19 protein-coding genes are annotated in these 22,865 nt (G+C 41.0%); 7 read left to right on the top strand and 12 right to left on the bottom strand.

What is annotated here, in order from left to right; genetic code table 11:
* Positions 1-60: 60 nt before the first annotated feature.
* Complete coding sequence (locus tag AAGC65_RS15490; RefSeq protein ID WP_343113369.1) at positions 61-1,533, top strand: PLP-dependent aminotransferase family protein; 1,473 nt, start codon at positions 61-63, stop codon at positions 1,531-1,533.
* 74 nt (positions 1,534-1,607) lie between these two features.
* Here AAGC65_RS15490 and AAGC65_RS15485 read toward each other — a convergent pair whose 3' ends face one another.
* The 3 genes from AAGC65_RS15485 to AAGC65_RS15475 all read right to left on the bottom strand — a co-directional run bounded on the left by AAGC65_RS15485 (position 1,608) and on the right by AAGC65_RS15475 (position 4,105).
* The gene (locus AAGC65_RS15485) at positions 1,608-2,744 is read right to left on the bottom strand and encodes a hypothetical protein (RefSeq protein ID WP_343113368.1); all 1,137 of its coding nucleotides are present in this window, start codon (positions 2,742-2,744) and stop codon (positions 1,608-1,610) included.
* Entirely contained in the window at positions 2,734-3,315 is a 582-nt protein-coding gene (locus AAGC65_RS15480; RefSeq protein ID WP_343113367.1) for an RNA polymerase sigma factor, read from the bottom strand. The genes AAGC65_RS15485 and AAGC65_RS15480 overlap by 11 nt, the downstream gene beginning before the upstream one ends.
* 70 nt (positions 3,316-3,385) lie before the next feature.
* Complete coding sequence (locus AAGC65_RS15475; protein WP_343113366.1) at positions 3,386-4,105, bottom strand: DUF4397 domain-containing protein; 720 nt, start codon at positions 4,103-4,105, stop codon at positions 3,386-3,388.
* A gap of 536 nt (positions 4,106-4,641) precedes the next feature.
* On the opposite strand from AAGC65_RS15475, the gene AAGC65_RS15470 reads away from it, so the two are divergent.
* Both AAGC65_RS15470 and AAGC65_RS15465 read left to right on the top strand, forming a co-directional pair.
* The gene (locus tag AAGC65_RS15470; protein ID WP_343113365.1) at positions 4,642-5,070 is read left to right on the top strand and encodes a cupin domain-containing protein; all 429 of its coding nucleotides are present in this window, start codon (positions 4,642-4,644) and stop codon (positions 5,068-5,070) included.
* Between the two features lie 115 nt (positions 5,071-5,185).
* On the top strand, positions 5,186-5,875 hold the full coding sequence (locus tag AAGC65_RS15465) for a hypothetical protein (RefSeq protein ID WP_343113364.1): 690 nt from the start codon (positions 5,186-5,188) through the stop codon (positions 5,873-5,875).
* A 105-nt stretch (positions 5,876-5,980) separates the two neighbouring features.
* Here the strand turns inward: AAGC65_RS15465 and AAGC65_RS15460 are convergent, their stop codons facing one another.
* From AAGC65_RS15460 to AAGC65_RS15450, 3 genes are all read right to left on the bottom strand, one after another.
* Positions 5,981-6,721 (bottom strand): pirin family protein, encoded by a 741-nt coding sequence (locus tag AAGC65_RS15460; protein WP_343113363.1) that lies wholly within the window; start codon positions 6,719-6,721, stop codon positions 5,981-5,983.
* Positions 6,714-7,190 (bottom strand): DoxX family protein, encoded by a 477-nt coding sequence (locus tag AAGC65_RS15455; protein ID WP_343113362.1) that lies wholly within the window; start codon positions 7,188-7,190, stop codon positions 6,714-6,716. Before AAGC65_RS15455 ends, AAGC65_RS15460 begins: the two co-directional genes overlap by 8 nt.
* 108 nt (positions 7,191-7,298) lie before the next feature.
* Entirely contained in the window at positions 7,299-7,874 is a 576-nt protein-coding gene (locus AAGC65_RS15450) for a Crp/Fnr family transcriptional regulator (protein ID WP_343113361.1), read from the bottom strand.
* A 147-nt stretch (positions 7,875-8,021) separates the two neighbouring features.
* Between AAGC65_RS15450 and AAGC65_RS15445 the strand changes: the two genes are divergently transcribed.
* A complete protein-coding gene (locus tag AAGC65_RS15445) occupies positions 8,022-8,384 on the top strand; it encodes a hypothetical protein (RefSeq protein WP_343113360.1) in 363 nt (120 codons plus the stop codon).
* A 174-nt stretch (positions 8,385-8,558) separates the two neighbouring features.
* Positions 8,559-10,154 carry a M20/M25/M40 family metallo-hydrolase gene (locus tag AAGC65_RS15440; RefSeq protein WP_343113359.1) on the top strand — a complete coding sequence of 532 codons (1,596 nt, stop codon included), beginning with the start codon at positions 8,559-8,561 and terminating at the stop codon, positions 10,152-10,154.
* 85 nt (positions 10,155-10,239) lie between these two features.
* Here the strand turns inward: AAGC65_RS15440 and AAGC65_RS15435 are convergent, their stop codons facing one another.
* The gene (locus AAGC65_RS15435) at positions 10,240-11,514 is read right to left on the bottom strand and encodes a glycoside hydrolase family 71/99-like protein (RefSeq protein ID WP_343113358.1); all 1,275 of its coding nucleotides are present in this window, start codon (positions 11,512-11,514) and stop codon (positions 10,240-10,242) included.
* A 339-nt stretch (positions 11,515-11,853) separates the two neighbouring features.
* On the opposite strand from AAGC65_RS15435, the gene AAGC65_RS15430 reads away from it, so the two are divergent.
* Both AAGC65_RS15430 and AAGC65_RS15425 read left to right on the top strand, forming a co-directional pair.
* Positions 11,854-13,188: a glycosyltransferase gene (locus AAGC65_RS15430; RefSeq protein ID WP_343113357.1), complete on the top strand. Its 1,335-nt coding sequence runs from the start codon at positions 11,854-11,856 to the stop codon at positions 13,186-13,188.
* Positions 13,189-13,372: 184 nt separating this feature from the next.
* Complete coding sequence (locus AAGC65_RS15425) at positions 13,373-13,978, top strand: hypothetical protein (RefSeq protein WP_343113356.1); 606 nt, start codon at positions 13,373-13,375, stop codon at positions 13,976-13,978.
* A 124-nt stretch (positions 13,979-14,102) separates the two neighbouring features.
* Here the strand turns inward: AAGC65_RS15425 and AAGC65_RS15420 are convergent, their stop codons facing one another.
* The 5 genes from AAGC65_RS15420 to AAGC65_RS15400 form a co-directional block, all read right to left on the bottom strand.
* On the bottom strand, positions 14,103-15,260 hold the full coding sequence (locus AAGC65_RS15420) for a PepSY-associated TM helix domain-containing protein (protein WP_343113355.1): 1,158 nt from the start codon (positions 15,258-15,260) through the stop codon (positions 14,103-14,105).
* Positions 15,260-17,617, bottom strand: coding sequence for a TonB-dependent receptor (locus tag AAGC65_RS15415; protein WP_343113354.1), 2,358 nt, complete (start codon positions 17,615-17,617; stop codon positions 15,260-15,262). Before AAGC65_RS15415 ends, AAGC65_RS15420 begins: the two co-directional genes overlap by 1 nt.
* Positions 17,618-18,140: 523 nt before the next feature.
* On the bottom strand, positions 18,141-19,505 hold the full coding sequence (locus AAGC65_RS15410; RefSeq protein WP_343113353.1) for a DUF3863 domain-containing protein: 1,365 nt from the start codon (positions 19,503-19,505) through the stop codon (positions 18,141-18,143).
* 70 nt (positions 19,506-19,575) lie between these two features.
* A complete protein-coding gene (locus AAGC65_RS15405) occupies positions 19,576-20,982 on the bottom strand; it encodes a DUF3863 domain-containing protein (RefSeq protein WP_343113352.1) in 1,407 nt (468 codons plus the stop codon).
* Between the two features lie 201 nt (positions 20,983-21,183).
* Positions 21,184-22,865 (bottom strand): RagB/SusD family nutrient uptake outer membrane protein (locus AAGC65_RS15400; protein WP_343113351.1); only part of this gene is annotated, 1,682 nt, incomplete at its 5' end.

The following is a 22,865-nucleotide window of genomic DNA, read 5'->3' as shown; positions in this document are numbered from 1 at the left end:
TTGCCGAGCTCCGTTTTTCTTGCATTAAAATCTGCAGGAGTTTTTCAAGAATAGATCATTATGCTTCCATATCAATCACTCATCGTCATTGAACCAAATATCAATGTACCTATATATCGCCAAATTGCAGGCAAGCTGGTGGCACTTATACAATCGGGTAAGATCATTCCCGGGGCCTATTTACCCGGAACCCGTGAAATGGCTGCCATCACTAAAGTGCACCGCAACACTGTGATTAACGCATACAACGAATTGGTTTTTCAGGGCTGGGCAGAGGCCATTCCCAAAAAAGGATACCAGATCATTTCTGAGCTTCCTGTTTTAAAACCACGAAGTTATCATCCGGAGGTAAACTTCAGCAATGCGCCCGGAGCTGATGACATCTACTTTGATCGCAGCCTGGAGCACTATTATCCCGGAGCACTTAGTACCGTACCCAAAATTATCATTAACGATGGCTTTCCGGATATTGACACGGTGCCATTTGAGGAGATCATGAGAGAGTACCGCAACATCATGCGTGCCGGTACATTAAAACACATGATGTCTGAGCATTATGACGGGGGTACTCCCAATTTAAAAAATTCGGCTTGCCATTTTTTAAACCAAACACGAGGCCTGCATATCAGTCCGGAAAACATCATGATAACCAAGGGAGCACAAATGGCCATTTATTTAGCAAGCGCCATTTTACTTAAACCAGGCGATCATGTAGTAACCTGCGACCCAAATTACTTTATGGCCGATGAAATTTTCAGGCGCAAGGGAGCTATTATTCACCGGGTGCCGGAAGAGCATGAGGGTATGGATATTCAACAACTGGAAGATATTCTTAAACGGGTGCCTGTTAAACTGCTATACATTATTCCGCATCATCATCATCCAACAACCGTAACCATGTCTGCCAACCGCAGAATGCAATTGCTGAATTTAGTGGAGAAATATCAGTTATGGATAATTGAGGACGACTATGATTATGATTTTCATTATCAAAACAGCCCTATTTTGCCTTTAGCCAGTGCTGACCACAGCGGCCGCATTATTTATGTAGGATCATTTACCAAATTGCTGGGCCCCTCTTTCAGGATGGGATATTTAATTGGCGGTAAGGCATTAATTAAGCAAGCAAACAGCTATATGAGGCTAATTGATCTCCGTGGCGACTCGATCATGGAATGCGCACTGGCTTCATTGATTGATAACGGAGAGTTAAGCCGCCATATTAACCGGGCCAAAAAACTTTATAGTAAGCGTTGTGATGATGCCGCTACATTGATCAGTAACAAGTTAACCCATGCATTAGCATTTCATAAGCCCCAGGGTGGTATGGCGCTGTGGCTAAAATTCAAACCAGAATTCCCCCTTAACCAGGTAATGGATAAAGCTGTTCAACAGGGCTTATACCTTGCAGGCAGCGCGTACTTCCAGGCAGAATATAAAGAGGTTAACGGGATTCGTTTCGGATTTGCATCACTAACAGAAGCTGAATTAACTCAGGCAGTGGATATTCTTGAAAAAATAGTACGCCGTTAAAACCACGTAATTAATTTATTGCACACCCGACTAATAAAATATCGCAATTACACGCTTATCATATCCAGGTTGCATTAAAAACTCACGTTAAGCCTTATACCTGTTTGGGCCAGGTTTACTTTATAAGTAGAAAATGCCTTGTTGGGTAACTTAATAAAAGGTTCAATAAATAATTTTTGCCCGTGGAGTATCGGGTATTCATATCCCACCGAAAAATTATAAATAGATATAAACTTATTTTTTTCAAGCTGACTGGGCGGCACAAGCTCAACGGTAGCATTAGTTACCGTTGAAGTTTCGGAAAATGCGGTGCCACCCGGGTCTACATAATTGACTATATTATTATGTGCCTGTATAAAAAACAGGGTTTGCTGCTGCGATTTAATAGAATATAGTGATGTTCCAAATTTGGTATAAAAACGCCGGGTTAATTTATATTTAAGCTCCAGCGGAACCTCCAATCCACCAAGATTAACCTTTACATTGGTAAGCACTTTCTGCTGATCGGGCAGATCATTGCCATGAGCCACATCTTTAAGCGCGCCTAACTGGTTAAAATAAAATCCGGAACTAAAAGCAAACTTTGATGATAGCTGATAGGTAAAATAAGCGCCGGCACCAAACTGGTGGGCCTGCCCATAACTAACTCCATTACCAAACGATAAACCCAATTGCCACCTTTTGTGCCCTGCCAGGCTTTGAAAGCCTGAAGAATGCCTCGAAGATGCATGATGTATCTGGTTTGGAATTGGCAGTGTAGCCAAAAAACGTATATCGGGGCTGGTATTAACTGTATCATCTATCACAGGGGCTATACTCCTGAGATTTTCTGTCAATAAAGTATCCGCAAACGTTTTATTTCCGCGCGCTGTAAAATTCGTGACAGCATGGTAATTGTTTTGTTTCCGATGTTTATTTACACCATTATTTTCCTGGTGCGATGGAAGTACCTTTGCTAAAGGCATGTTTTTGAATGGAATATGTTTAACAAGTACATTTTCCTGCTTTTTTTGCAGCGGCTTGTGCATAACTATTGCCAAAAGCATCGTTCCCATAACCAACATAGCTGCTGCTGCAAAACGCCAGTATGGTGAGTACAAAAAACGTGTACGTTTCTTTTTCTTACAAAAACCTTCCCATGCCCCCTCCCTGTAGTCGAGCTCAAAACCATTAAGCTCATTTTTGATGATATCAATCAATTCATTTTCCATAACTTACTGTTATTGATTGTTTATGATAAAAAGCCCGGAGATTTTTTTTGGCTCTGGCAAGTACAACACGACTATGGCCCTGGGAAATATTTAACTCCTCACTTATTTCTTCATGATTAAACCCTTCCAATTCATACATATTAAAAATGATACGCTGTAATGCCGGTAGCTGGTCAAGCAGCTTTAATATATCTGATACATGAAGGCTGCTTAATACCGTTATATGATCTGATATAAGTATGGTATCATTAGGGTAATCAGCATAAATATGCTTCTTATTAGTCCGCAGATGATCAATACTTGTTCTTGATACAATTCTGCCCGCCCAACTGTAAAAAAGCTTCTGTTGTTGTTCAACATCATCGGGCAGAATAAAATTCTTCAGATTTTTAAAAATCTTAACAAAACTATCATTAACCACCTCCTCCGCTAAATACTCGTCGGTAACGTAACGAACGGCTATACCCATTAATAAACCATAGTAAGATTTATATAATAGCTCATGTGCTTTTGAGTTATCGGCGACACATTTGAGAATTAGCTCTTTGAATTTTAATATTGGCTTGAACACAGAGTTTGATATGAGTAGCGAAAAATTACCGGGAGTTGTTAAAAGCCTGTACAACCTTCATCAGGATAAACTATTTATTGCTGATGAGTCCGAGCTTCAATTTACCGGCAGCTGTATCATCAGATTTAAAACCCTTTACATAAATTGTATACAGCTTACCCTTTTCAAGCTTAACATCATTAATACTGGCAATCGCAGCGGCCTGGGCACTCTCCCGGATCTGGAAATTGTAGTGGTCGCCTGCATCAATTGTTTTAAAAAGTGTGGCTTCCCTAAATGGCAATTGCACAAATAAAGGGGTGTCCATTCCTGATACATATAAGTTAACGGGTTGGGTGTCTGCTCCTACATTGATGAGTCTGACTTTGGCTTTATCATCCGCAGGGGTTAAATCCTCCTGCGTAATAACAAAAAGAGGCGCATAGGGCAATTCTTTAAGAGAGCCTATAAAAACCGTGTAATAATGATCTTTTCTCAGATTAACCGGAGAACTGATCAGCACCCGGAAAGCATTATCTGCCGCAGTAAGTGAAAAACCCTGAGCGCCGGCAGTTACACTGGTATACGGTAGTATGGTGTCATACCGGAGGGCTTGTTGGTTATATTTCTGTCCGTTGATCCTGAAATCGAGTTGCCACCCGCCAACAGAAGCATCTACGATGGCCAGATTTGATGTATCCGGCGCGGGCGTATCATTCTTTTTTTTACATGCTATGAATGATATGGCAATAATAATGGGCAATAGCACAGCTACTATTTTATCACTGATATTTTTTTGAATTGCGGTCATGATATAGGAAGTTTTAAAATTTCCCGTAATACGGGGCTCGCTGACATGGCGCAACGCGTCAAAAAATATTTTTCGAATTTCGTGGTGACCACTGCCTGAGTTCGGCGGTGGGTGCAAGCCTGTTATTTGTCTTTAGCACAAAAAGGATATTATTAAACCAGCATCATTACAGGACATAACAAGCAAAGCAGTTGAAATGGAGAAATGCACGGAACAACCGGCTTCTTTGCACCTCACCCACCAATTTGTACGGAAAAACTTCATTAATCAAGGCTTTTAGAAACGCCTAAATTAACCCGACAATACATGCTATTAACCTACCAGTTTCGGTTGGCGATGTAGTCCAGCAATACCCGTGTGCGTATGTTATGCAATCAATTAAAGGCTGGTTAACTTTTTCATGGCAATAAGCTGGACTATTTGCTTAATAAGATCTGGAACTTAAATGTATTCGGTTGTGCTTTTAATTTTGATGCTCAATAAACTCAAAAGAGTTCACTAAATCCTAACCAACCAAAATTTTAATGTTTATCAGCATGAAAAACAAGCTTTTTATTTTCTGTACCTTATTATCCACGTTTGGAGTAAGCGCTTATGGTCAAACCCCCAATGCCACCCTAACTAAACCGGTTGAAACCAAACACACCGTGATTCTTGATGAGGTACTTCATGAAAAAGGATTTGATAACAAATCGGTTCAAATGATGATAGTTGATTTTCCTCCTATGAGTACATCGGCGGCTCATAAGCACCCTTGCCCCACATTTGGATATGTGCTCTCTGGCGAGATTGTTTCTGTTGTTGAAGGCCAAACCTACAGATATAAAGCAGGCGATTATTTTTCTGAAGTACCTAACAGAATACATAATAATGCTAGAAACGAAAGCCGCACAGTTCCGGCCAAACTGCTCGTGTTCTTTATAAAAGATACGAAGGGAGCAACTATGATTCCGGCTAATAAGTAACTCTTTGTTTCCATTTCCGGAGCCATATTGTAACCCTATTCAAGATTCTAATATCCCTTACCCCTACCTGATCAATACATTCTTACAAATAATTATTTAAAATATACCTGCTTATATGAATTCAGAATTTATAGCCGTATCCGCAAGCGGACTGGCATGGACAATTACCTATGTGGCTTTAGTTTATCGGGGATTGAAAGACAAATCATACGGCATGCCACTGATTCCGTTAGCTTTAAATTTTGCCTGGGAGTTTGTGTTTTCCATAATTTATCCACCCTTATCAGACGGAATTTCCGGAACAATTGTAAATGGCATTTGGATGACCTGCGATCTGGGAATTATTATAACCTACTTTTTATATAGCTACCCTTATTTTTTCCGGCAATATGGCATCTCCAAAAAAAACTGGCTCATTTGTTCCGCGCTTGCATTTATCATCGCGTTTGGAATAATGCTTACAGGCGGGCCCTTCTTTGGGCAGTTTAAACTGTACTTTAACGGCGATGTATATCAGGGAGCCATCTTCATAGCATATATTCAAAACCTGATCATCTCGGTTTGCTTCATCTTAATGATCTGGGAGCGAAAAACCGCCGAAGGGCAATCCTTAACGATCGCCATTTTCAAATGCCTGGGTACCGGCCTTACCGTAGGTATATATTATTTGTTTATTGTACATCAGGGCAAAGCCATGTTGATGAACATTATTGTTGGTGCAACATTTATGTTTGATCTTGTTTACATCAGGCTCATTTACCGGCAGTTGCTTGCTGAGCAAAAATCCCCTTGGAAACGTTTTTGATAGTTTTAATACCCCTCTCTCCATCAACAATTAAAAAAGCGCAAACTCATTCCAAATTGAATGAGTTTGCGCTTATGCAGATAAATTTAGTTAATCTGAATCCTGTTACACTGGTAAGCCACCAATGAATATCACCCTGCTGGCCGGGGTTGATCGTAGTATAACCACAGTACCGGTATCTTTACCACCAATGGAAATAACCTCCTCATCGGCAATATCGATATTCCTTTCCCCTGTAGATAATGTCACCTTGCCCGACATAACGTAGAAAGTACCGTGGGTATTAGGTGGCAGCTCATGGGTAAATGATGAACCGGCTTTCATGGTAATATCCAATATGGTTACAGGCTCTGGCGTTTGTACATGGTTTAACAATGTTCCGCTATTGCCGGCAACTACCTTTACTTTGATGCCATTGTCATTTAATACCGGCATCTCCTTAACGGGTATATAAACACTTTGAGGCGGCTTGGCAGCATTTTGCTGCGGAATTTTAAGAAATATTTGCAAGCCATGCACCTGGCCATCCTGTTTAACCGGAACTTCATGATGGGTAACACCACTGCCGGCCCAGGTCCAAAGCAGGCTTCCTGGCTCTATATCGAGATTTGTACCCATAGAATCCTGATTATTATAGGTAACAGAATCTTCAAACACATAACTCAGGGCAGACATACCCGTATGCTGGTGCGGACCAAATACATCGCCGGTTAGGCGAAAATGATCAAACCCTATCAACGGATTCATAAGCCCGCCAAATTCCTGAGGCCTTGCCAGCATTGCAGAAAAATTACCCCTGTTAACCTTTGGAAGTTTTACTACAGGTGAAAATTTGATATCAGTCATTTTGATTATTGTTATTGTTTACCAATTTGTTAATTAACCTGTCGGCACTGGCTACACCGCCACCACATATGGTCAGCGTGAGTAGTAAGCCAATGGCCAGCAAATGAAATTCATAGCCCTCTCCTTTTTGTGAGCCAAACCAGTTCATAAAAAAGCCGAATGAGTAATGAACCGTACTGATCATGCCTAAAAACAGCACCAGCAGGGCTATAGCAAACGGACGGGTAAGTACCCCGAAAAGGATAAATAAGCTGCCAAAAAATTCCAGAAAGATCACCATAAAGGCGATAAATGATGATAAACCCTGACTGGTAAAATATTGCATGGAGGCACTATAACCATAGCCGCCAAACCAACCGGCAAGCAACTGCGCGCCGTGCGGAAATAATACAAGCGCCAAAGTAAGCCTCAACAACAGTGGGGCGATAGATTTATTTGTTTGAGTAATCCGTTCAATAAATGTGTTCATGTTTGTTTTGTTTAATACTTCAAATTTGAGCATTAACAAAATCCCCTGAAATGAACTTTTTTAAGAAATGAGATTGACTTAGTTTAAGATTTATGCAAAAGTATCGGGCTACCTTAAAGAGCGCGACTTAACCCGGCTTAAAAACTCAGGAGTTACACCCAGGTATGAGGCTATCCAGTATTGCGGCACCCGGTTTTCCAGGTGTGGGTATTTTTGCCTGAACTTAAGATAGTGTTCATCGGTTTTTGAGCTTAATATATTTAACAGGCGTTCTTTTTGGGCAACTATGGCGTTTTGATAAAGTATCCTGAAATAAATATTAAGCAAGGGAATGTCTAACAATAACTTATCAAGCACATCTTTTCTGATGGTGAGTACTTCACCATCTTCCAGCGCTTCTACATAATATTTAGAATCTTCTGTAGTTAAAAAGCTTTGCAGGTCTGTCATCCACGAATTTTCTGCTGCAAAAGCAAGGGCACGCTGAGTACCGTTATCATCCAGATAATACTCAACCAGGCAGCCTTTAACCACAAAATGTTCCTGCTGGGCTACATCGGGCGGTTGAACAAGAAACTGATTCCGGCGTACTTTTTTAACCTTAAATGCTTGTGTCACCCGTTCTGCTTCAGCTTCTGACAATGACACGTGTTTGTTGATCTCGGTTAATACAGACTCAATCACTATTTCTGGTTTATTAGTTTAAGTTTCCAAAGCTAATTAATTTGTGTTAACCGGCAGACATTCGTTTTTGAAGCAGAACCCCAAACTTAACCTATCCTATTTTACGCAAAAACTATTATATTTAATTAATCCCTAACATGTTAAAAGATGGCCACTTGTCTTTCCTTTTTAAGGGTTCCTAAAATAGCAGATACCATCAAGTGGTATCAGGCTATTGGATTTACTTGCCTGGGTACCCATCAGGAGCCTGGGTGTGAGTTGTCATGGGCATTGCTTGACTGGGACGGTGCCCAATTTATGCTTTATCCGGAAGGCAGGTTTGATTATACTGAACAAAAAGATGCCGGGCTTTATTTTGTTGTAGATAATATTGATGAGATAATCGTAACCATACAGTCGAGCAATGCTGAGCTCATCGAGATTAACCCTTTGACCGAATACGGCAAAAAGGAAATCGTGTTTAAAGATTTAAACGGCTATCAAGTAACTTTTGGATGCGATCCGGATTGATACATCATGCCATGTTATTGATCATAATTACAGCTCAATACCCGGTGTAGCTGCTTTTAACAAAGAATATTCAACTCCATACCATCCCCAAAATCGGGGATATACAAAGTATGTTGCCACCGTTATCTTCGCATCCAAAATTTTATCGGCATTTTAAAATCCCTTACAACAAAAATGAAAAGTATTATTTCAAAATTTGCCACTGCCATCATGCTATTATTATCAAATATATCCATAGTGATGGCTCAGGAAGAGCACGTACCCACAGATATATTTGAAAAAATAAAAAATGCAGAATTACAAACCTCACAAATACCACATATAGCGCACTACCTGACAGATGTGTCTGGCCCACGCTTAACCAACTCCCCCGGCTTTTCCAGATCGGCCGATTGGGCTATAAGTACCTTAAAATCCTGGGGATTAAAAAATGCGAAACTCGAACCCTGGGGTAATTTCGGAAAAAGCTGGGAGCTTCAGGATTTCAGCATTGCTATGAAAGCACCTTATTTTCAACCCATTGTAGCCTTACCGGCCCCATGGAGCGGTAATACCAATGGCCTGCAGCAGGCTCAGGTTGCTTTACTTACTCAGGCGCAATCAATTGATTCTGCTTATATCAAAAGCCATTATAACAATCTGAAAGGAAAAATCATTTTAATACTTGGCCAACCTGTGTTTACAAGCGGGCCAGAGAAACCAGCGGATATTTTCAAGCCTCGCGCAACACGTTTTACAGATGCCGAACTGTTAAATAAAGATGATTATTATAACTTAACACACGAGCAGGTTCAGGCGCTTAACGATCTGGTTCGTTTTAAAGAAAAACTGGATCTGCTCTATGAAAAATCCGGTGCAATAGCTGTCATCAACTCCGAAGCAGGTAATGAATACGGCGCTATCTTCGATGAGCCGATAGCTGCTTATCAGTCCAAATCAAAACTACCGCAGGTTAGAATATCGGTAGAAGATTGTAATCGCATTGAAAGATTGATAACCTCAGGGCATCCTGTTGAACTGGCTTTAAACATCAAAGGGGCCTATTCAGGTACCGATACAAAGGCTTACAACGTTGTTGCAGAAATTCCAGGCACTGATCCGAAATTAAAAGATCAGGTGGTTATTCTTGGCGCGCATCTGGATTCATGGGGTGCCGCTACTGGGGCTACAGATAATGCTTCGGGTTGTGCTGTAATGATGGAGGCCGTACGTTTATTAGATTCACTTCACCTGCAATCCAAACGCACCATCCGGATTGTTTTATGGAGCGGTGAAGAAGAAGGGATCTTTGGATCATACAATTATGTAAAAAACCATTATATCAATCCTAAGACAGGCAACCCTAATAGTGAACAGGCAAAAGTAAGCGCCTACTTTAATCTGGATAATGGGACGGGTAAAATCAGAGGTATTTATACCCAGGGCAACATGGCTGTTAAACCCATATTTGACCAGTGGTTGCAACCATTTCATGATTTAGGCGCTACCACGGTTACCACCAAAAACACAGGGGCTACCGACCATACCTCTTTTGATTGGGCCGGTATACCAGGATTTGAGTTTATTCAGGATCCCATTGATTATGACAACGTAACCCATCATAGTAACCAGGATAACTATGACCATTTGCAAATTGAAGACCTTAAACAGGCCGCTATCATTTTAGCATCCTTTGTTTACCAGACCGGCAACAGACCTGATCTTTTACCAAGGAAACCATTTGAAAAAAGAATATTTGAGTGGGACGGCTTTGGATTAGGATCAAATTAATAAAAGGAATATTATATAATAAAAAATGCCCCAAAGTATCTCTGGGGCATTTTTTATTATCACAGTTTTTAAAATAGAAGTTGCCTTATTTACCAACTATAAATGGAGTAGGTTCTTTTGCAGTATATGGAATGGTGCCATTCAACATTTTAGCACCGTCCTGAACTAAACGCAAGTAAAAATCAGAAGAAACATGCGTGCCGTCGGCATCAAGCGTTAAAAAATATTGCCCTTTCGGTATCATTGAGTTATCCTCAGCTACTTTAAAAATCGAAGTTGCCTCGTTCAGTTCATCAAACATGGCTACATAAGCACTGCGCACCCCCGCATTTTTAAGTGTTGCAAATTGCGCCCACATAAAATCACCATGAGCTCTCGGAATCCCATTTTTAGGAGAATCAGATCCATTAGAATTATGGAAGGCTGTTCCAGGATATATGCAGGGCTGATAATCAATATGATTAGCATTACAAAAATCCCTGTCACCCTCTACCCACGGACGATAACTGTCGTCCGGCACACGTCCTACGGCCCAGGCAGATATCATATTCAGCGCTTTATAAAAATTAGTATAACCAGGTGCCGCATCACCAAAACCTCCCCGCCATTCGCCCGGAAGTGAACCAATTACATAGCATCCTTTTGATTTAAACCAATTCACCAGGTCAAGCGCCTTAGCCGGAGTAGCAGGATGCCCATTGTAAGCAAGCCCGTATATACATACCACCGGTTTATTATTCTGCTTAGCATAAGCAGTTGACGACAGCAGGTTAAGGCTTCCTGTTATGGTATTTGTCCAATCTGTTTTTAACTCGTTCAAATCGCCCCAGCCAGAGGCATCGTACATGATATAAAATTTCCGGTTAGTTGCTTCTGCGGCTATGCGTACCCTTTGCGCAACTGCATCTCTATTGGCCTTATCAGGCGAACCGGGAGTAATTTCATTAGCAAATCTTTGCAATGCAGCACAATCAATACCATACTGTTGCATCCACTTAAAATGCAGGCTTACGGTAGACTGATCATACGAAGAAAACATTTTGGCCGGCTGCCCATTCCCGAGCGTGCCGGTAAAAACAGGCGCATCGTTACCTTCCTGGGCAAACTGTACATTGCCGTATAATTTAGTGTATTCACGGGTATCTGGCCACATTTCCAAATTAGTATGCCGCCATTCGTCAACATAAGGCGAACCATCATTCGGAGCATTGAACCAACCTTGATAACCTACCGTAATTTTTCCGACAACATCGCCGGTACTACTTGCAGGGTTTGATTTGACTATTACCGGTGTACCTTTATTGCAGGATACAGTTATACCGGCAATACACGCCAGTATAAGAATAAAATTGTTTTTCATAGTTAGATTTTGGCTTGCCAAGATCATAATTTAAGAATTTAAAAAAATTGACATATATCATTTTTTTTAACCTAAACTTATTTTTTATTAACAACATTAACCTAATATTAATCAAATTCATTATTGCGCAAGTTATTTCAAACCTGATTGCTAACCTGGCTTAGTTATAGCATCATCGTTATTGCCAAACGGCCTGCTTTCCTAAAGTTCTTGCCCCACTCATCTGATGTTATTTTGTATGAACTCATATCACCGCTTTTGGGGATACTGCAACCGTTTTTGATTATAGGAAATAATCATTAATAAAGTCAGTTTTGGGTTGTTCAACAAATACCCGATATGAAAAACGAGATCTTAGAAAAACTAAATGGAAAGAAAATCCTGATTGCTACATTACCTGCCGAAGGACATCTTAACCCCCTCACGGGTATTGCTAAATATTTACAGGAGGCCGGGTGCGATGTACGCTGGTATACCTCTGTTATATTTAGGGATAAACTGCAACGCCTGGGTGTTTTCCATTATCCGTTTATCCAAGCTTTAGATGTTAATTCAAATAACATGGATGAACTGTTCCCGGAAAGAAAAAACATTGCTGATGCGGGTGAACGGGCGAATTTTGACATGACCAATGGATTGTGTAAACCTACGCCCGGAATGTTGGCCGACATTGAACTAATACAGCAAAACTTCCCTTTTGATATTGTTATTGCCGATAACCTGTTTCCGGCTATCCCTCTGATAAAAGCAAAATTAAATGTTCCCGTTATTTCTATAGGTGTTATACCCTTAGCCGAGCAATCAAAAGACTTGGCACCATACGGGCCCGGATTTTATCCGCCCGAAAATGATGAACAATATAAAGCCTACACTGAGCTAACGCAGGTATTTAATAATGTGATTTTCAAAGGCCTTATTGATGCCTATTCAGCTATTTTAACAGAGAACAATATTCCGCATGAAAGAGCTCCGGTGACGGATACGCTGATCAGGCATGCCAGTTTACATTTACAGATAGGCACCCCATCATTTGAGTTTAAACGTAGTGATTTGGGCAACAATATTCGCTTTATAGGAGCTTTATTACCTTATTCAAATGCAAAACACAAGCAAAAATGGTTTGATGAGCGCTTAAACCAATACAAAAAAATAGTGTTGGTTACCCAGGGAACAGTTGAAAAAGATACAACCAAAATTTTAGAGCCTACTCTTAATGCTTTTAAAAACACCGACACCCTGGTAATAGCCACTACAGGGGGCTCCAAAACTGCCGAATTAAAAGAAAAGTATCCTTTTAACAACATCATTATTGATGATTTTATACCTTTTGATGATGTAATGCCTTACGCGTCGGTTTATGTAACCAACGGCGGATATGGTGGTACTTTATTAAGTATTATGAACAATTTGCCTATAGTAGCGGCAGGTGTGCATGAAGGTAAAAGCGAGATTTGTTCAAGATTGGGGTACTTTAAATATGGTATTGATTTAAAAACAGAAACACCAACAACCGAAGCCATTAAAGAAGGTGTTGAAAAAGTACTAAGTGATAATCTTTATAAGCAAAATATGACCAGGCTTGCCAATGAAATAAAGGAATATGATTCCATTGCACTTGTTGCAGGTTATGTTGCTGAATTAATCGCTGAAAAAGAAACACAGGCTAAAGCCTAAAACCATTTTAAGATCAGTTAACAGATTAATTGGGAATGCCCCGCCGCAAAGCCGGCTGGGCATTTCTTAGTACAGCTTAATTAAAGCTAAATCTTCACACTTTTTAACAAAAAACCATATCATTCTGTTAATCTGTTGCTTTAACTTTACAACAACTCAGCTTAATGATAAAATCTAAATTTCCATGTGCTTAAAAAAAGTATTATCTGTTTGTTTGCTGTTGCTATCATTCGCGGTTAAAGGGTTTAGTCAGGAAACCTTAAACAACAACTACGAATTACCTACGCCTGAAAACTGGCGCACAGAAACGTTTGATTTACCCGCCCCATTTGCAGCAGATATTCCATTTAAGGGAACTGAACATATACGCTTTTCACCCGGGTGGCGACAAAAACAAGCCGAAGACTATTGGACATATTGTTTTTTATGGGCGATAAACAGCCAGGTTTCTTTTACCAAAACCAATCTGGAACAATACCTGAATAATTATTATACAGGCCTTGTAAAGGCTAATTTAGCACAAGCCAAAATTGATACTACAATAGCTATACCCGTTAAAGTAAAGCTCAATAGCAGCCGGAAAAGTAAAACAGATATACAGGCCTTTAACGGACAAGTTGAAATGCTGGATTACATGACACAGGACCCTATAAAATTAAATCTGCTTATCCACATAAAAAAACCAAAACAAGGTACTAATAGCAGCGCCGTTTATTTTGAAGTATCACCCAAACCTTATGATCACAAAGTTTGGATTAAATTGGATGAGTTTGATCAAGCCATTAAATGAGCTATTACCTGATTAATTATTTAAACCTTGGTTAAGCAAACATCTATTTTAATATTGTCATAAATTAAATAAACTGATTAAAGTACTATTTCACTAACAATAGGAGAAAGGCTAAAATCATGATTTAACTTTTCCTCTTTGATGACCCTTTCTTTTTTCTGCCCCACCAAATCAAGAACCCCGAGATCGGTAAAAATGCACAAAATAAAGCAGTTAGTGTTGCCGGTATCTTGGTAGGCAAACCATAAATACTTCCGGTATGTATGGCATAATTACTGGTTCGCCATTTCTCTCCAAGCTTCTTTTGCGATTGTGTCATGGAATAATAAAGGCTTCCGTTTTTTGAATTGTACAAATATTCATCCCATTCGTCCCATCCTGACCGGGTATTATATCGGACCACACAAAAAAGAGACTGTGTACTGTCGGTTTTAGTCTCCGGAAAAGTTAACCCAACGCTTTCCCATCTTGGAACCCTGCCGGTAGCGTTTTTCAAAATACCCTCAAAACTATAATCAACTGCGTCCGCTGGTTTTACTTTAGCCTCCCGGAACATTTCCTCTGGCTGCTCACCCAATAAATGGTAAATACCCTTTTCCCACCAATCAAAAGTCCATACTAAACCTGTTGCTGCAAAAAACAATATAAAAACCCAGGTATAAATGCCGCCAATATTATGCAGATCATAATTCTTTCTACGCCACCGCGTAGTTCTTTTCCACCGAAACCAAATCCGCTGCTTGAACGCGGCCTTATTTTTTGGCCACCAAAGTATAATTCCCGTTATTGCCATCACAAAAATGATTATCGTAGCAACTCCAACAATATAGTGACCAATCTCATATTTCAGCAGCAAGCAAGTATGCAGGGCATATATTTTCCATATCAGCTCGCTCCGGTTATCAACAATGCCTAATACCTTGCCCGTATAACGGTCAACATAAACTTGTTCATTAACCAAGTACGCGGAATGGTAATAATACCACACCGGATGCGGATTGGGTTTAACTATATCAAATACTACTGCTTTACGCGGGTCGCGATACCAGGTAACATAGCTAATTTCCCTACCTGACTCTACCCTTTGGGCGTTCATAAGTAAACTATCAACTGAAAGCTCCGTTTTACCGATAGTGGGCACAAATACCTTATCGTGATGCAAGATACCTGTCCACTCCTCCTGCCACACAAAAATAGCGGCAGCAAACAGGCTTATAAAAACCACCAGCCCGGACATAAGCCCGAGCCAGAGGTGTAACCATGAGGCAAATCTTTTAATCATTAATGCGCAGAAAAACGGTATGTGAGGTTAACCGAAAAAGAACGTGTGGGCTGCGGTTGAAAGAACGGGCCCCAATAATGCTCATTGGTCAGATTGTCAACCTTAAAACCAAGGCGGTATTTTCCGCGGTCATAAAATGCTGTAGAACTTAATAATAAATAAGATGGAACGGTCACATAGTTTTCGTCATCATAAAAAGAACTGCTGGAATAATTACCGCCAAAACCAAGGCCGAATCCCTTGAGCGAGCCCTGACGGAAGGTATAGCTGGCCCATCCGTTGATCAGGTGCTTTGGTGTACCGTATGGCCTTTTCCCGGCAACAGCACTGTCTGCCCTGGTATATTTACTAAAATTATAAGCATAACCAAACAGTAGGTTAAGACCGCTTAACGGATTTGCGATCAGCTCTGCCTCTACCCCCCTGCTGGCCTGAGTGGCATCCTGCACATATAAATTTTTGTTGGCTGGGTTTGCCCGTATTTTATCTTTAACGGATATATCATAATAACTTAAAGTGGCTGAGAGTTTATTGTTTGCTGTTTCCAGCTTTAAACCTGCCTCTCCCTGAAAAGCCTGTTCAGGTTTAAACACTTTACCGCTCTGGTCTTTAACGTTGGTATAGCTAAAACCATTCTGATAATTTGCAAAAGCCGATAACTGCCCTTTAACCAGCTGGTATACTGCACCAAACTTTGGCGAAGCCTTTGTTTGACTGAATGCACCATCATAAGTATTAGTACTTATATCATGAAAACCATTGTCTTTATAATGGTCTATGCGTAAAGAGGCCATCACGTTAAAACGGTCGGTAAGGTTTACCACATCAGCAACGTAGGCGGCCGTGTTGTAATTATTTTGATCTGCAGGCGAAGTGGGGAGCGGCGCGATAGCTTTGTCAAAATCGGCGCGGCTTACAAAAAAATTACCTGGCTCACGATAGTTGATAACGTCGTAATCTGCAGATGCATAATAATAAGGATCCTGACGGTAAGCAATGTAATCAAAACCAAACAGCAAACGATGGCGCATACCGGCTATCTTTACATCACCATTAAAATTTTGCTGAACCTCAGTCTGGTGATATTTATCAGACAGCAGAAATACCTGGCGGGCCATCTGTGTCTCATCAATAATGTATTTATCTACAAACGTCTGCCTCGGCGCGTAAACACCATTCAGCGTAAATAAAGTTTGCGACCTCCATTGCTTACTGATCTGGTAATTAGCTTGCAGAAAAATATTATAATTGGTCAATTTGCTATCGATATCATTTCCCTGGTAACTACGATTATAATCTACCGGGATATCTTTCAAACTTTTACCTGTCCAATAAGCAGGATCGGTGATATTAAAATTGTTAACGGTACTGGTATGGCGCCTGTATAATTCAGCTTCTATGTTGAAACTTAACTTATCGTTTACCTTATAGGTAAGCGTTGGCGCTACAAAAATATTCCGCTCAAAACCAGCATCCTGAAAGCTGCCGTTGTGGTCATAAGCAGCATTGATTCTGAATAACACATTTTTGCTGCTATTTAAAGGTGTGTTCAGATCGGCTGTTACACGATTCAGGCCAAAGCTTCCACCTGTATAGGACAGTTCCGCGAATGCGGTATCAACCGGTTTCTTTGTTACCCGGTTGATTAAACCACCGTAGGAGATCACTGAGTTGCTGAATAAAGTACCTGAAGGGCCTTTGATCACTTCAATGCGATCAATATTGGCAGGATCGACGGCGGAAAATTGGTAGGCAGCTAAGCCATTGCGCACCCAATTGCCTGTTATAAAGCCACGCATAAAAGTATAGGCACGGCCGTTACCTGCCTGGGCAATGGTAGACGTACCCGGAGCGTTCCGTAATGCGGTTCTATAATCAACTATATTTTGTTCCCGGAGTAAAGCATTAGGGATAACCGAATATACTTGTGAATTTTCGAGATTGGCAATCGGCATCCTGGCTACCGACTCCGACTGTTTATCACCGAATTTAAGGCGGCGGTTAGTACTGATAATCACATCGGCCAGTTGCCTGGCATCCTGATTTAAGGTAAAATTGACATTTAGCGTTTGGCCTGCATCAAGTTTAACCGTTTGTTCCTGACCTGCGAGCCCGATAGCGCTTACTTTAAGAAGGTAGGTACCTGATTTGATTTTAGTTATTTGATAATGGCCTTTTTCATCGGTCATAGTACCTTTTGATGTTCCGGAAAGACCAATTGTAATGGCTGGGGCGGGCTGCCCATCAGATGTTTTTATGGTACCTTTAATAGTGCCGGTTTGCGAAAACGCTGTTACTGAAATGATAAGTGAAAGAAATGTAACGTAAAAATTTTTACTACATAGCAGGGAATTCATAGTTTGTTTCAAGTGTTAATGGATTGAAGGATCTGTTGATATCGACCGGTAGGAAGTTTGGCGACGGAATACCGGCTATTTTTATTTGCCTAAGGAGGTGGATTACACATAATTCTTAATTTTCGACGAAATTAGCATTTTAATTTAGAATCAATCCAAATAAAAATAACAAATAAAAAATAGCGATTATTTGTATAAAGCGTAGGTGAACAGGCATATTTCACCGATATGATTTTGCAAATTGTATTGTTTCCGAAAACTTAGCTTTAAGCGCTAAGGATAATTATTGTGAAATTGGTCAAAAGGGTAATCAGGTTGTTATTCACCTAATGATTGCAGACCCGGATAGAGTTGTATTGATATATAATACGACCATAGTTAGAAGTAATCCCGGAACTCAAACGGTAATACGAGATAAAAAAGAAACAGCTTAATGTTACTCGGGAACATTAAAGACAATACCCGCTCCAAAAGTTCTATACCACCTTTACGTTGTTTGATGGTATAGAACTTAGAAGCATTCTTACTTATTGTTTTTCGGGTTGCTCAGCAATTTGGGGTAATCCTTGCTGATTAACATCCTGCTATTTGCTGATAATGAATCAATCGGAACCGGCCTGTCCTGAGGGCGTGTTCGTTTTTGGTTTATATCACCTAAAAGACTCCATTTGCGTGTCATTTCCGCAGGCTCTTTAGCCGGGATCGTATAATTAGTAAAATCGATCACTTTAGGCAATGTATCCCTTTCCAGATTTTTTAATAATGCCAGTCGAAAATCCTTATTCATATACCAACTGATCTCTTTATCGGCATCAGAGCCACCGATACCGGAGCCCCGTTCAACAAAACGGTAATTGAAGGTATTCCTTTTGTAATGAGCGCGCCACCTTAAGCCAAACTCACCCTGTGTAATTAATTTGGTATCGGGCCAGCGAGTCCTGATCTGAGTCAACCAGTCTTTTAGCGATACAACATCTATTGGTAAGGATACTTCCCAGCAGTTGGTAACCCAACCAAAGCCGTTCAGTTCATATCCTTTGTCAAAATGAATAGCTGTTGTATGCATCATTTCCTTCAGACCGATCACCTTGCCGTATTTATAGATCGTTTCAATAGGGCCAACTCCCATCCTGCTGTTAAACCCTTCTTTAAACCCCGCTCTTCTGCCGGCAAGGAAGTCTACCGTCCAGCCATCAAGGTTCACGCAATCAACAAAATCTGCCGCGCCTTGTGCCGGCTTGCAAAAATGTTCTTTTGAGGGATAAAACGGATAACTCACAGCACCATCGCCATCCTGATTGTCAATACTAAACTGGCTCCATATATTTCCCTGGCATACGTGAATCCCTTCCTTTTCGGCCAAATATTGCTGATTTTCGGAAGACATGAAACCAGCAACAATACTTTTTGGCCGATAACCATGACCTACCATTTTACTGATGATATTGAGAGCGTCATGAATATCCTTATTTACCTGATCTGTAGTATTGTAGGCATTTGCGAAATAAGCACCCGGTATAAAGGTTATTTCATCACCATATTGATGGTGGTAACCTATTACTATTTTGCGGATCTCACGATATGAGGCTGTCGTGTCCTGCAGTGCAAGCCAGCTTAATGCCCAAGTCATCTTACCTCCTGGGAAACCTGCTGTTACCGCGTTTCTAAAAGCTTTTACCCTTTCAGGGGTGTGCAGAGCCCGTTCGTCTTCCCCTACATTGCGGTTCCTGGACACCTCTATCTGGTTTACCCTGATAACCGCGTTTAATGTCAGGAATCTGTTACCCATCAATTTTGATATTGCTTTTGTATTTTTTTGTTGTGCCTGGGCATTAAAAGAAAGCAACAGGAACAAACCGGATAATTGAAATAATGCTTTGATTTTCATAAATGTTATTATAGATATGCTATTTGAGTGCAGCCTTTATTGTGGAAGTCCGCACAGATAAAACCATTGGCTAAGCCTTAAGCTCAGGGCAATATTTGTATATCAATTCTTGCTCGGCATCAGTTAGATCCTTCAGCAGCACTGGCTTATCCTCTGGCCTCAGCCCTTTTTGATTGATCCGGTTAATCAGGCTCCAGTCTTTTACCGGCTTATCTGGCCTGGCTCCGGTTGGCTCATGTGCCGTCAGATCATACCGGGTGAAATCAATAACCATTTGTGGGGTTTTATGATGCCAGTCGCGCAGTAAGGCCAGCCTGAAGGCTTTGTTCATAAACCAGTGGATCTCGAGATTATTATAGGAGTCACCCAGTCCGCAACCCCGCTCAACAAATTTGTAATTGTAATCATCGTTGTTTTTATAATGGTTACGCCATATATTTCCAAACTCGCCAAAGCTTACCCACTTGGTGTCTGGCCATCGTTTCAGCGTATCGGTTACCCATTTTTTCATGGCGCTGCAGATAAAATCCATTCCAAATTCATACACCAACTGTGCCTCCCATATATTGGGTACCCATCCAAAACCATTGAGTTGAAATCCCTTATCAAAATGAATTGACTGGGTATGCATCACTTCCATGTTCCCCAGTTCGAGACCCCAGCCTTTGTATGTTTCAATTGGTCCAACGCCGCGCCGGCTGTTATAACCGGTTATTTCATGGCCGGTTTGCCCGCTTTGCCTTGCACAAATAAAATCCATTGACCAGCCATCCAAATTCACACAATCAATAATATCTTTTTTATTCTGACCAGGCTTGCAAAAATGTTCGGTAGACGGATAATAAGGATACGACAGCGAGCCATCCGCGCCACCACCGTCAATATTATGCTGGCTCCAGATCACCGCCTGGGCCACATGGATATTCTCCTTCTCGGCCAAATATTTCAATGACTCTGCCGGTAAAAACCCACCAATCACAGATTGTGGCTTATAACCGTGTCCCACGAAATTTGAAATGATCTGTATGGCCTCAGATAACTCTTTATTGATTCGCTCAGGCGGAAGGTACATAGCCGGAAAATATCCGGGAAATACCGTTACCTCATCACCATATTTCGCCTGACAATAAGCTGCATACTCCCGAATTTGCACATAATTTGTACGCTTATCTTCAAGAGCATTCAGCGTAAAACCCCAGGTTAACCGGCCATCAGGGTTATTTGTCCCAAATGCCTCACGCAGGTTTTTAACGCCCTCCAGGGTATGCCATTTTTCTTCATCGCGCGGGTGCAGTTTTACATCTCTGGATACTTCCCAGGGTGTAGTCCGGATCATAATGCAGAGGGTAACGAATCGCCCGCCCATCAATTGGGTTGGCACAGTCATACCCAGAGGCATCGCGTTAAGCATACGTGCTCCCGCCAATAATCCTGCACCGGTTAAACAAGTATTTTTCACGAATGACCGTCTATTCATATTTGATTTATTTTAAATTTTTATTGGCTCTTTAATTTACTGACGACAACTGTGAGTTTATTACTTTATAAAATCGTCTTGTATTTTATTAATTAATAAAAAGTCCCGGGAGATCTTCTCAACCGGGACCCCATTAATTATATAGAAAACTCCATAAATGCCCGCCACATATTCTTTACAATATAAGGCATGTAGTTTGATTTACCAGCCTGGATTTTGTTTAAGCTTATCCGGATTCAGAGATATCTGCTTTGTTGGTATCGGCAGCAGATAATTTTTGTTTACATCAAAAGCCCTTTGCGAGCCTGGTTGCAATACTTTATAACCACCCTCTAATTGAGCGGACGGTGTGTTATAAAAATAACTATTATAGCTTGCACCATCCAGTGTAATTACTTGATTTGACCACTCTGAGCCGGTAACTTTCACACTCAATACAGATTTAGGCAGTACGGTTTCTGCCGTCTTCCATCTGCGTAGGTCATCCCAACGAAAGCCTTCAAATGCTAACTCTACTGTTCTTTCCCTGCGGATCTCATCCCGCATGTTTAAGCCATTAGCAGTTACCAGGGCATTGGTAAGGTGCGGCATATTAACACGATCACGTAATACGTTTATTGACAGGTTAAGATCAGCGTCAGAAATTGATTCATTACGCTCGTAACTTGCCTCGGCATAAATGGCCAGTACTTCCCCATAACGGATCACATTCCAGTCAAACGCGCCGCCGCCATCACCAGGTGTAGGCTGCTCAGATATAAACTTATATAGCATATAGCCGGAGTTCACATTACGATTATTGTCAACCCCGGGCCATTGAGGGCGATACTTATCGTATTGCGGGCGAACAATTTTTATAGCCGGCACAATCAAAGATTGGGTCATGCGGGGATCCCGGCCACGGAACTCGGTACGGGCAGAATCATATCCCTTAAACAATGGCGACTTATTAATAGGTAAACCATCTTTGCAGAGATACAGATCTGCCGCCGCCTTTGTAGGATTAAGATTACCCCAGGATACACCATAAGCCCAGCCATTCACATTAATGGTTGTACGGTATTTTTTTGACACTATCGTTTCAGGATTATCCATACTGGAGTTGTCAATAAACATCAACCGGTAGCTTGAGTCGCTTTTGGTTTTATTTAATGTGTAGGAGTTGCTATTGATCACATTTTTTGATTCTGCAATCGCCTGATCCAGCAAGGTGCTTCCATCGCCAGAGGCATGAAACTTCCTCCACGTACCTTCAAAAAGGCATACCCGCGCCTTGAATGCTTGTGCGGCTTCTTTACATATCCGGCCTTTCTCCGCGCTGGCTTTCACCGGCAGGTTGGTTATCGCGTTGTTCAGATCACTCAATATAAAGTTTAGTGTTTCATCACGGGTAGCACGCGCGTTAAATACCTCAGGATCGGTTGGTTGCAGCACCTTGTCAATGATAGGAACTCCACCATATAAATCTAAAAGGCGGAAGTAGTTATAAGCACGATAGAAATACCCTTCGCCAAGAAAGGGTTTAATATCGTTTTTGATAGATGAAGTTGTTCCTTCCTCTATTAACTTGTTTGCATTACGAATAGCTGTATAACTGCCATCCCAATTAATAAGATCCTGCTCTGGCGCTACATATTTGCCGGAACTTATAGTATTAACCTCGGTCCCGAACGCGATATCAGAATTATTATCATTCATATATGGACCTGAATAATGAGGATCATCTAACGAATTAGGGTAAAACCAGTTAGCCGCCAAACGGAAATCATTGGCAGTTTGCCAATAGCTAACATCAGAAATATTGGATTGTGGTTTAAGATCCAAAAATTTTTTACAACCCGTAGCCACAATGGCCAGAAAAATTATGCTGGAAATTTTAAGTA

The organism is Mucilaginibacter sp. (genome assembly GCF_039207105.1).
Classification (GTDB): Bacteria; Bacteroidota; Bacteroidia; order Sphingobacteriales; family Sphingobacteriaceae; genus Mucilaginibacter.
Note: the sequence above shows the minus strand (reverse complement) of the source record. Positions and strands in the feature narration are given on the sequence as shown.